This window comes from uncultured Nitratireductor sp. (genome assembly GCF_913053745.1).
In the GTDB taxonomy this organism is placed as follows: domain Bacteria; phylum Pseudomonadota; class Alphaproteobacteria; order Rhizobiales; family Rhizobiaceae; genus Nitratireductor.
In genome coordinates this window covers 1-11632 of the sequence record NZ_CAJXGF010000135.1, presented here as the reverse complement: position 1 = coordinate 11632, position 11632 = coordinate 1, and the positions used below count along the sequence as shown (strand labels likewise).

The following is an 11632-nucleotide window of genomic DNA, read 5'->3' as shown; positions in this document are numbered from 1 at the left end:
ACAGTTTTTTGCGGATGCGAAGACGTGCGGTGCTGATTGCCGAATGTCAATCGCCGTTGAAAATGTCAGTAGAGGTAAGGGTTTGCGCAAGGCCGCCCGGTTCGGTCGGCATGCCGGCCAGAACGGTCTGTGCCGCTTTCAGGCTGCCTGTGATGCGTTGCAGCATGGGCTCGGCCCCCAAAGTCTCCAGCGGAATCCCCCACTGTCCTTTTCCGGGTGTGCGCTGGGGCCAGACCTTCAGTTCGAAATACCGCGCGGCCTTTCGGTCCACATCGCCCCAATACTGGATCACCGTGGCGTTCGGTGCGCTTTTGGCGATCCAGCCGAGATCCTGAATGGCCAGGCGCGGCTCTTCATGCGGGCGCTTTGCCAGGACGATGGCGTCCCAGTCATGTTCGAAAATCTGGTTGGCATGGGCGACGACGGCGACCTGCGCGCCAGCGCGCCTCAGCCCCTGTTCCAGATTGTCGGACAGGGGATTGTCGCAGATCAGAACGACGTCCGCATCCGCGAGTTGGATTTCCGCCTGCTTGAAAAGTTCGAGGCAGAGGGCGGACTGGTATCCCTTACCCTCGACGAGAGGATGGGATTCGTTGACGGCGGAGATCGGCACGTCATGTTCGAGACAGGCCTCCACATCCACTTCGCCGGCGAGCGTCATCCACGCTTCATGCATCAGCGCCACGACCGAATGGTCCGGCAGACGTTCGATCAGAGAGCGCGTGATCGGACGGATGGAGGGGCCGTTCATAAGAAGATTGGTGACCCGGCAAGTCTCGTGGTCGATCCGTTCGCTGATCGTGAGTCCGTCGACGAGGCCGGCAGCTTTTGCCAGTGCCGTCGTTGCGTCGGCGGCCTCTTCGGCGGATTGAAAACGGGTCGGAGTCGGGGTGACAGCGGTCACCGCCGCCGCGCCCGCCATAAGAGCCGTAGCGGCGGTGGCGGCCAGAACGCCGCTGTCGACGGGGACGACCACACGCAAGCCTGAAAGGTTCAGGTCGAAGGCGCGAATCCTCTCCTCGATAAGCGCCAGCATGCTGCTTGCGTCGGTTTTTTGAACTGCGCGTTCTGAATTGCCACTGCTTGCCATGAGAATTATGCCCGGTTCGCCGACCTTCCCTGGTTCCCGTTCCGTGCGGTTTCCACCGCATCGGACGCGACCAGTGTTTCGCGTGCCCCCCCTCTCTCCCGGTTCGCTCCTCTCCGTTGGAACCGGGAGACAACCCTCGCCAATGCCTGACGCCCTGGCGATCCGGAGCCTCGTTTCTGCGCTGCGCCAAGTTCCGAAACCTCAATACAGGCGGTGGCTTGGCGTCCTTGTGAATCGTGTTCTGCAAAGCTTCCAATTGCGGGAAATCATAAAAGCCCAGTCGCTTCGTGCAGCTAGACCGTTGGTGCAAATCCCCTGCGCTTAGGTCTTACGGCGCTCATCTTGTCAGGGTATCGGCGGTTTTCTTCTAATCATTTTGGAAGTCATGGCATCGATTCGATAAGGCTCTTCCGTTTTTCAGTGATGCAACGTGGCCCGGGCTCACGAGGCGGGGTTCGCGCCGCGGTCCACGGCGAAACCCTCCGCTGTCAGGCGCAATTGCCCAATAAGATGAATCTGACGTTGCAGCGCCTCCATACGCCGCGCGTAGTTCTTCATGGAGTGGGTCATGTCGTCGATCCGCGTCGAGAGTTCGCCTTCGCGCCGATGGCTTTCATAGCGTTCCTGGGCAAAAGCCGCGGTCGCCGCCACGCGTTCGCAACGTTCTTTCAGGCCGCGTCTTTCACGATGCAGCGCCGTCTCGAGTTCGTCCAGGGTTCGGAAAAGCTGTCTGAAGCGCAGCGTGTCCGTTTCTTCGTCGCGTGCCTGACTGCGTATGCGCAGAGCCGAAAACATGGGTCGATCAAGCTCCGTTTCTCATATGGGTGTCCTGCAGGTTTGCCTTCTTCAGCCGTGGACGCAGCGGCGTTTGCGTACGGACCGTCTGCGCGAGCGAAACCGGTCTCGGTTTCCGACGCGCGATCTCGTTGTCGATGATGCGCTGCATGCGCTCTTTGAAGTGGGTGTCGCTGAACCTTCCCGCGTGTTGGCGAATGAGATCCGAGCGAAAACCGCTTTCCAGCGCCTCGAAACGATGCACGGCGTCGATGAGGCCGGCTTCGGATTGCTCCTCGAACAAGAGGCCGGTCCGGTCGGGCACGACGGAATCGAGCGCGCCGCCGCTGGCATGGGCGATCACCGGTCGGCCGCTTGCCATCGCTTCCACGGGCACGATCCCGAAATCCTCGGTGCCGGGGAAGACAAGCGCGCGACAGGTGGCCAGCATTTCCTTCAATTGCGGGAAAGGGGTGCGGCCCAGGAATGTGATGTTGGGACCGGCGAGACGCTTGAGCGCGGCCGTTTCGGGGCCCTCGCCGATAACGACGAGCTTGCGGCCCATTTTCGTAAAGGCGCGCACCGCCAAGTCCACCCGCTTGTAGCCGACAAGCTGGCCGGCAACCAGATAGTGATCGCCGATGTTCGACGCCGGTGCAAAGTCATCGACACTCACCGGCGGATTGAGCACGGTCGCGCGGCGGCGATAATATTTGCCGATGCGGTCGGCCACATGGCGCGAATTGGCGACGAACGCGTCGACGCGCGCGGCCGTGGTAACGTCCCAGGTGCGCAGGGCCGGGGCGATCCATGGCATCAGCACACGGGCCGCCATACCGGCATTGGCACGATAGAAATGGTAGTGATCCCACACATAGCGCATGGGGGAGTGGCAATAGCAGACATGTGTGGCCTGCGGACCTGGCGTGATGCCCTTCGCCGGGCCGGACTCGCTGGAGATCACGAGGTCGTAGCCCGACACGTCAAGGCTTTCGAGCGCGAACGGCATCAGCGGTAGAAGAGACTGGTAGTGGCGTCTCGAACCTGGAAGCTTCTGCAGAAAGGATGTGATGACCCGGTGTCGCCGGATTTTCTCGGAGACGCGGCTTTCGTCGTAGACCAGCGTGAAGATGTCGGCGTCGGGATACATGTCGCACAGGGCTTCGACGACCTTTTCACCTCCACGCATGGAGACCAGCCAGTAGTGAACGATGGCGACGCGCAAGATGGTTCTCCCGGATTTGCCCTTGGGAATACTGCTTTGAAACGGCGTGCGCGGACACGCCGACAATCCGGTTGAATGCATATCTGAAGGATGGAGCGGCACGCGCAAACGGGCTAGGCCCTCATCCGATCGGACGGTTGCAAAAGGGGAAACCCGCCGGTTCGATCTCAAAAGCCCAATGGGCTTAGACGGTCTAGCCGAAAGGGACTAGCCACACACCATTTCAACCGAATTTACCTCACGCCGTTTCGCTCGATGATCGACGTGGGGGAGGTGGTTTTGCGTCCTTTCCCGAAAACCCCTCGAAATTTCGGGAACGGGCAGCATGAAGCAACGCACGGTTGACCGCATTATAAGATTCCACAGCATGCGACGGCAGGTCGTTGCCGCCATCGCGTTCTTACTGGCTGTTCCTGTCGTGCTCGCGGCCAATATCGCCGCGCGCGCCCAGGATGATTTCGGTCTCTTGCCGCAGACACGGGTGAAGATCGCCGTGGTCGAGTGGGTGGAGGCGCAGGGCGAGTATCGCGAATGGACGGCGCTCAATGGCGAATACGTTATTTCGCCGGCCGGCACGCTCGCATTGCCTCTGATCGGTCCGATCGATGCGCGGGGACGGAGTTCACAGGCTCTGGCCGAGAAAATCGCAACGGCCTTGCAGGAAAAGACCGGCCTCATTGCGCCGCCGGCGACCACGGTGGAGGTGGTGCGCTATCCTTCCGTGTTTGTCACCGGCAGTGTAGAGCGGCCCGGCGAGTTCGAGTTCAAGCCGGGCCTGACAGTTCTGCAGGCGCTCGCCATGGCAGGTGGACGGGTGCGCAAGACGGATTTTGCCGGCGGCTATTCCGAGCTCGAACAGATTCGCTACGCCGGCGAAATCGGTCGTATCGACCTGCAACTCCTGCAGCTCGAGACGCGCCGGGCACGTCTTGAGGCTGAACTCGTCGAGAATGCAGCGGTCGATTTCGATGCGGCACTTCAGGGGCGTCCGCTGGCGGGGCATGCGGCGCAATTCGTGCGCGACGAGCAAGCCATCTTCGAAGCCCGGCGGAATGCCTATCAACGCCAGCACAATGCGCTTTCGGAGCTCGGAACGCTGTTTCGCGAAGAGATCAAGATTCTCGGCGAGAAGATGGTGGCGCAAGACCGGCAGATCAAAATCGCCGAGGAGGAACTCGGCAATGTGGCGCAACTCGTCAAGAGAGGCACAGTCACCAAATCGCGCGAGACGGGGCTTGAGCGCATTGTGGCGGATCTTCAATCCAGCCGCCTCGACCTGGCGGTGGCCTCCATGCGTGCGCAGCAGCGGTTGAGCGAAACGGAGCGCGACGCGCTTAGCCTCGAAGGTTCGCGGCGCACCGAAATCGGCGCCGAACTGCAAAAGGTCAATCTGGAGATCGACGATCTGGAACTACGCCGTGGTGTCACCGAGCAACTTCTTCAGGCAACGGGTGCCTCGATACTGCGCCGCGAGGACCGTGCGTTCGAGCAACAGCCGTTGCGCTTCAGCATCCTTCGAGGCGGTGAGGAAACGCGGCGCGTGGAGGCAACCGAAACGACCGGACTGAAACCGGGCGACGTACTGGACGTGCAGCTGGATCTGTTGCGCGCTTCGACGCCGCGCGCTTCGCTGGAAAACGGGATCATGCAGGCGCAGTCGCGTTAGGCGGCGCCGCAAGACGGGGTGGGATCGGACATGGTGGTGCAGGAAATCAGGAAGCTGACCGGGACGGATATGGCGCCCAAGGAAGGTCGGCAACACCAGGACTACATTTCTTTTCGCGATATTTGGGCTTTTCTGCGCCGGCATTTTCTCGTTCTTGCGCTGGCATCGGCGGCCGGCATTGCTTTCGGCGCGCTCTACATCGCCAAGACCGAGGCCACCTACCCGTCGATAGCGCGCATCGTGATTGACCGCGAACAGGCGCGAATTGCATCGCAGGATGCCTCAACAGGCACCATCATCATCGAGACCGCGGAGATCGCCAGCGAAGTGGAGATCGTCAAGTCGGAGGCGATCGCGCGCTCGGTGATCCGCCAGCTCAATCTGACCGAGGACCCCGAGATTCAGGACAGCACGTCATGGCGATCCACCCTGCGAAACGGATTGACCGGTCTTCTTTCCGTTTTCGATCCGGCTGGCGAAAACGATGCGGCGGTGGCGGGCGAACCCGATGAAGAAGACATCATGCGCCGCACCATGGCCGGATTCCTGGGGCGTGTTTCCGTGCGACGCGTGGGGCAGTCCTATGTGCTGGAAATCGGCTACACCTCCACGGATCCGGTGAAGGCGTCGCGCGCCGCCAACGCCATCGCCAACACCTACATGCAATCGAGCCTCGATGCGAAATCGCAAATCATTGCGCGCGGCGCGCAATGGATCGAGGACCGGTTGGTCGAGGTCGGCCGGCAGGCGCACGAGGCGGCGCTCAGTGCGGAGGAATACAGAAACCGCAACGATATTGCGCAGGTGGGCACTGCCGGCCTCGACCAGCAGCAACTGGCCGAGATCAGCAGCCAATTGCTGGCCGCCCAGGCGGAGACGGCGGGAGAGGCCGCGCGGCTTGCCACCATCAACCGGATGCTGGCCGGTCAATTGCCCGACAGTTACGTTGGCGAAGCGCTCAGCAACACCGAGATCAATCGCTTGAGAAGCGATCTCGGTGCCGCGCGTACGCGACTTGAGACGTTGCAGGCGCGCTACGGTGCCCAAAGCGAGCCGACAATGGCGGCAAAGGCAGAGATCGAACGGTTGGAGGCGTTGATCAACACCGAACTGGTGCGCATTCAGGGGGTCTACAAGTCCAATCTCGACACGGCACAGGCCCGTGAGGCTTTGCTCAAGGAACAATTGGATGCAATCAAGGGCAGCGTCACGGAGAAGAACCTGGCGCGGGTCGAATTGACCGAGCTGGAAAGCCGGGCAACGACGTATCGCCGCATGTATGAAAGCGTTCTGCAGCAGTTGATCACGACGTTGCAGAAGCAATCCTTCCCGATCGGCGACGCGCGCATGGTGACTGCGGCCACGCCTCCCCTCGGCAAAATCTGGCCGAAGACGACGCTCATCATTCCCATGTCGCTGATGTTGGGGTTTGCCGCGGGGCTGGGGCTCGCGGGCCTGCGCGACGTGCTCGACAGGCGCATCAGTTCCGGGGAGCGGCTGGGGCGCGAGCTCGGTCTGCCCACGCTCGGCAACGTCCCGTTCACGCGCTTCCAGGCACCCGGCAGTAAGGGCGCGCTGCGTTTCGTTCTGGATGCACCCTATTCGGGTTTCTCGGAGGCGCTGCGAGGGGTGAAAAGCTCGATGGATGCGGCCTTCCCCGCAGGGGGACCGATCGTCGTCGGTCTCACGTCGGTGGGCGGCGGCGAAGGCAAAAGCACCATCGCTGCCAATCTCGGTCAGCTTTATGCCAATGAAGGGCTGCGGGTGGTCCTCGTCGATGCCAATTTCAAAAAGCCGCTCTTGAGCATTCAGGCAGCAAATGTGGGATCCAAGGCGGGGCTTGCAGTCTACAATGGCGGTCAGCCGCATGGCGACCTTTCGGATGAGAAACGCAAGGGGGACAAGCGCGCATCGTTTGAAGATATGTCGATCCTTCCGGTGTTGACCGTGGAGCAGATTCGCAAAACGGCCCATCCGGGGCACCGTTTCGGCCATCTCCCGGCCCTGAAGAAGAAACTCGAGGATCTGCGCCAGGATTTCGATGTGATCATTGTCGATCTGTCCACATTTGCGACGTCCGCCGACACCCGCGCGGCCAGTGCCTATCTCGACGGGATCATGCTTGTGCTCGGCGATCGGCGCAAAATGACGGTGGAGTGGCTGGCCAGCGCGCTTGCGACGTTCGGAAAGTCGCGGGTCGGCATTCTCGGCGTTGTCTTCAACAAGCGCAAAACCGGGCAGTGGTGGCGTCCCGCCAGTGGCGGCGGGATCGACGCGGGAGGCCATTATGCCGTTTGAACGTGCCGCCGATGCGACGCATTGCCGTTTGACCGTGGGTATCGCGACCACGGGACGAAAGGCGATCCTTCATTCGGTGCTCCCGCATTTGCTCAATCAGTCGCACGCTTTGGAAAGCATCGTCGTCTGTGCGGCGAGCAAGGACGATGTCGACGCCGCGGCTCTGGGCGCGCTGGCGGATCGTACGCGCGTGGTGTTTGCCGAACGCGGGCTGTGCCGCCAGAGAAACCGCATTCTCGAAGATGCGGGGGATGCCGATATTCTCCTGTTTCTGGATGACGATTTTCTAATCGCTCCCTCTTATCTGGAAGAGACGATACGCATCTTCCAACACCATCCCGACGTCGTGATGAGCACGGGAACGGTGGATGCGGACGGAATATCGGGGCCGGGCATACCGCTCGAAGACGGTCTGCGCCTCATCCGTTCGCGGCCTGCCGGCGTGCCGAACGGCGGTGAACGCCCGGTCTACAATGGCTATGGCTGCAATATGGCGGTCCGCATGTCGACCGTTCGCGGTTACGGCTTAAAATTCGACGAGAACCTGCCGCTTTATGGGTGGTTGGAGGATGTGGATTTCAGCCGACAGCTCGCCCGGCATGGGCGCATCGTGAATTCGCAGCGCCTGCATGGCGTGCATCTGGGCACCAAGACCGGCCGGACATCGGGAATCAGACTCGGCTATTCGCAGATCGCCAACCCCGTCTATCTAATGCGCAAGAAGACCATGAGCCCATGCCATGCGGCACCGCAGATCGTCCGCAATCTCGCCGCCAACACGGTGAAGGTGTTCCGCCCGGAACCCTGGGTGGACAGGCGCGGGCGCTTGCTGGGAAACATCCGCGCCCTTGCCGATCTCATATCCGGCCGGCTCGCGCCGCAAAACGTAACCGTTCTCGAATAGGACCGGATCATGCGCCCGGGACGTGTCGTCATCATCAATGATCGGTCGTCCGAGATCGGCGGTGCGTCCAACCTGTCTTGTCTCTCGGCTCGGTTGTTGCGCGAGGCAGGCGTTCCAGTGACATTTTTCGCGGGTGACAGTTCCACGAATGCGGTCCAATCCGAGGCTGTTCATGTCAACGGAAAGCCGCTCGTGGAACGCGATGGTTTGTCCGCTCTTGTCGGCGGTCTCTACAATCGCGATGCCCACGATCTGCTTCAGAGCTGGATTGCGCGCAATGACGGGCCGTCGACCATCTATCATGTGCATGGCTGGTCCAAGATCCTGTCTCCATCGATTTTTCATGCGCTCATGCCGGTGCGCGAGCGCGTCGTTCTTCATGCGCACGATTATTTCCTGGCCTGCCCGAATGGCGGTTTCATCAACTATCCGGCGGCTTCGGTCTGCAAACTCGCTCCCATGTCGATGCGCTGCCTGGCGACGCAATGCGACAAGCGGGGCTTTCATCAGAAGGCCTGGCGTTCGATGCGTCACCTGCTCATGCAGCGCCTGTTCGCATTGCAACGGCTTCCCGCCAATATTGTGCTCGTCCATGACGAAATGCGGGACTATTTCGCACGTGCGGGCATCGATGACAGTCGAATGGTGACGGTCCGCAATCCCGTCGAAGCCTTTCTGCTCTCGGAAGCCCGGCCGCAGGCGATGAACGACTTCTTCTTCGTCGGGCGGCTGGAACCGGAAAAAGGTTTCGAAGATGCCGCGCGGGCCGCGCGCCTTGCCGGCATACCGCTTCATGTTATCGGCGAGGGAGCGGGACGGGCAGTTCTTGAGGAACAGTATCCCGAGGTAAAGCTGCACGGATGGTGCAACCGCGCGAAGATCGCCGAACTCATGCGCCGGGCGCGCTGCGTTATCATTTCCTCGCGAGTGCCCGAGCCGTTCGGGCTGGCCGCGCTCGAGGCGGCTGGCAGCGGCATTCCGGTGGTCCTGCCCGCACATGCGCTTCTCGGCCGGGAATTGTCGGAAGCCGCTGCCGCCGTCACCTTCCCGACCGGCGGCATAGAGGCCCTTGCAGCCACGCTGCGGCGTCTTGCCGACGACGACGCACTGGTCGCTGCGATGGGCCTCAATGCGCGTCGATGCGCACCGCGTTTGGCCAATACTGCGGAGAGCTGGAATGCAGCGATTCTGGACCTTTACAGCGGCATATTGCAGCGCGCGTCCAACGGGCAAAGCAAGCGTGTTCTGCCGGTGGGGCAGGATACTGGAGGTGTCGCATCGATTCGGCGGCCGTCAGTCGGCTTCAAACATCAGACGCCTCGGGCGACGACCGGGGACTAATGCTTTTGGCCACGCGGACAGCCAGTGAAATGAGGCCGTTTAGTCCGGCTGCGCTGCAGGAGTAGGGATGGTTCGATTGTGCGGTGGATTGCACCTAAATAGCGCCGCCCAATACCCCGATGGAGTTATATCACGGGGGTTCCGCGGCCTTATAATGATCGACGGCGAGGCACATTGAGAACAACACCCAGGGGCGGGTTCATGTTGTACGCATACGACGATACCATAAAGCAGGGGCTGGAACTGCGGAGGGTAAGGCGCTTCCGTTCCTATTTCGCCTTGAAGAGAACATTCGACGTTGTCTTCAGTGTTCTCGTCATCCTTTTCCTTCTCCCCGCTATCGCTTTGATTTCGCTTTGTATTCTCATCAGCGACGGACGGCCCGTGTTCTTCCGGCAAAAACGGATCGGCCGCGATGGAAGGGTGTTCGAATGTCTCAAGTTTCGCACCATGCGTCGCGACGCGGACCATCTGCTCAAGGAGCTTCTGGAGAAGAACCCCGTTCTTTTACAGGAATGGCGCGCTTGTCAAAAACTGCGAAACGACCCGCGCATTCATTCCATCGGTCACTTCCTGCGCATATCGAGCCTGGATGAATTGCCGCAATTCCTGAATGTGCTGCGAGGCGATATGAGCGTGGTCGGTCCGCGTCCGATCGTCGAGGACGAGATGGCGCGCTACGGCGAGTGCATAAACGACTATTTGCTCATGAAGCCGGGCATTACCGGATTGTGGCAGGTGTCGGGGCGCAACGACACATCCTATGCCGAGCGCGTTCAGCTCGATGTTCACTACTTTCAGAATCGAACCATGTTGCTCGATCTCAAGATCGTCTGGCGCACGGTCGGCGTATTTCTGTTCGATCAAAATGGTCGCTAGCGTCGGGAAACCCGCGAGGCGTGCTCAGCCCTAGAGGAGAAAGAGGAGCAATACGGCCAACCAGACGAAGAGGCACAAGCCCACAACCAGCCACCGTATGGTGATCTTGGCGCTGATGGCCTTGAACGGTCGCGCCAGGAAACCGTGGCTCAGTTGGTCTTCTTTACTTGCATCTCGCACTGGCTGCTCATTGTCCGTCGCAAAGCATCAAAGCTGGAAACCGCACACGAGGAACCACATACATTCGCGGCCCTGTACTGAACGCCAAGCCGCAGCGAGATCGAACATCGATACCCATGCGACCATCCATTCGAGAGTTTCACCGTCAAATACGACGAATCATCATTGTTCTCGACGAGACCGTAGCGGATGCGGTGGCACACGTGAATAGCGGGAGGGGGAATGCAGCGTGAAACCGGATCACAAACCTGCGCAGGATGATACACATGCGAACGGATTCCTGGGCCTGTCGGTCTCGACATTGTTGGGTGGCGGCATGTGGATCATGTTCGCACGGCTCTTCTCTCAACTCGCGCAACTTGTCGCCTTCATCGCCGCCGCGCGAATTTTGACACCCGCCGAGTTCGGCTTTTTCGCCTTCGTCTCGGCAATCGCCTTTCTGCTGGTCGTGGTCAGTGAAGGAGGATGGGCGGAGTTCATCATGCGCGCCGACCATGGCGAGCAGCAATTGCCGCAACTGGCGGCGATCGCCCTTGCCAGCGGATGCGGGTTCACCTTGCTGGGTTTCGTCGCCGCGCTGACTGTCGGCGGATTGTGGTTTCCGGCCTGGCAGATCTGGCTTTTCGTGTTGTTTTCCCTATGGTTCATTCCAGCCGCGCTCAACACCGTCTACGATGGAACGCTGGTGCACCGGAACCTGCTCGACAAGCAGGCCATCGTTCGGATCGTCGCCGAAGCAGCCGGGCTTGTGGTAACCCTGTTCGGTCTCTGGGCCGGATGGAACATCGTTGCATTGGTGGTCGGGCGTCTTGTGACGAATTTTCTGGGTGTCGCCGGCGGTATTTTGATTGTCGGCTGGATCGCACCCGTTTGGCCAGGCCGTGCGGTGCTGGGCGAAATACTGCACTTTGCACGCTACATTGTCAGTGTGCGGATCATCGTCTTCGGCCGCTCCTATTCGGGAACCCTGGCGGTCGGCGGACTGCTCGGTCTTGCGGATGCCGGTTATTACCGCGCCGCCGAGCGCATCGTCGCCGCCGCCCTCGGCACCATGGTCGGCAATCCGGTGACCTTTCCCTTCATCTGGCTGGCGACCTTCGAGACCGGCAAGTTCCTGCTCGGCGAGGGCGCGGTCCAGCGGATGAAGCTGGTCGAGATCACCCGTTCACTGTTCGAGAAATCCTTCGTCGATATCGTGCCGCTGCTGAGGACCATGGCGGAGACCTTCCCGCGAGCGCTCAACGTGGCTGTCTTCGGGCAGACCGAGATGTCCCC

At 60.8% G+C, this 11632-nt stretch carries 9 protein-coding genes; 6 read left to right on the top strand and 3 right to left on the bottom strand.

The window, feature by feature from the left end:
* Positions 1 to 46: 46 nt before the first annotated feature.
* The 3 genes from QZ638_RS18440 to QZ638_RS18430 all read right to left on the bottom strand — a co-directional run bounded on the left by QZ638_RS18440 (position 47) and on the right by QZ638_RS18430 (position 3089).
* Positions 47 to 1036 (bottom strand): hypothetical protein, encoded by a 990-nt coding sequence (locus QZ638_RS18440; protein WP_295813372.1) that lies wholly within the window; start codon positions 1034 to 1036, stop codon positions 47 to 49.
* A 495-nt stretch (positions 1037 to 1531) separates the two neighbouring features.
* The gene (locus tag QZ638_RS18435; protein WP_295813371.1) at positions 1532 to 1885 is read right to left on the bottom strand and encodes a hypothetical protein; all 354 of its coding nucleotides are present in this window, start codon (positions 1883 to 1885) and stop codon (positions 1532 to 1534) included.
* A 7-nt stretch (positions 1886 to 1892) separates the two neighbouring features.
* Positions 1893 to 3089 carry a glycosyltransferase gene (locus QZ638_RS18430; protein WP_295813370.1) on the bottom strand — a complete coding sequence of 399 codons (1197 nt, stop codon included), beginning with the start codon at positions 3087 to 3089 and terminating at the stop codon, positions 1893 to 1895.
* A gap of 367 nt (positions 3090 to 3456) precedes the next feature.
* On the opposite strand from QZ638_RS18430, the gene QZ638_RS18425 reads away from it, so the two are divergent.
* The 6 genes from QZ638_RS18425 to QZ638_RS18400 form a co-directional block, all read left to right on the top strand.
* Entirely contained in the window at positions 3457 to 4755 is a 1299-nt protein-coding gene (locus QZ638_RS18425) for a polysaccharide biosynthesis/export family protein (protein ID WP_295813369.1), read from the top strand.
* Positions 4756 to 4785: 30 nt separating this feature from the next.
* Entirely contained in the window at positions 4786 to 7053 is a 2268-nt protein-coding gene (locus QZ638_RS18420) for an exopolysaccharide transport family protein (RefSeq protein WP_295813368.1), read from the top strand.
* Positions 7043 to 7957, top strand: a complete 915-nt coding sequence (locus tag QZ638_RS18415; protein ID WP_295813367.1) for a glycosyltransferase family 2 protein — start codon at positions 7043 to 7045, stop codon at positions 7955 to 7957. The genes QZ638_RS18420 and QZ638_RS18415 overlap by 11 nt, the downstream gene beginning before the upstream one ends.
* 9 nt (positions 7958 to 7966) lie before the next feature.
* The gene (locus QZ638_RS18410) at positions 7967 to 9298 is read left to right on the top strand and encodes a glycosyltransferase family 4 protein (RefSeq protein WP_295813366.1); all 1332 of its coding nucleotides are present in this window, start codon (positions 7967 to 7969) and stop codon (positions 9296 to 9298) included.
* Positions 9299 to 9499: 201 nt separating this feature from the next.
* Entirely contained in the window at positions 9500 to 10177 is a 678-nt protein-coding gene (locus tag QZ638_RS18405; protein ID WP_295813365.1) for a sugar transferase, read from the top strand.
* 409 nt (positions 10178 to 10586) lie between these two features.
* Positions 10587 to 11632: DUF2062 domain-containing protein (locus tag QZ638_RS18400; RefSeq protein WP_295813364.1), on the top strand; the 1046-nt coding region annotated here is incomplete at its 3' end.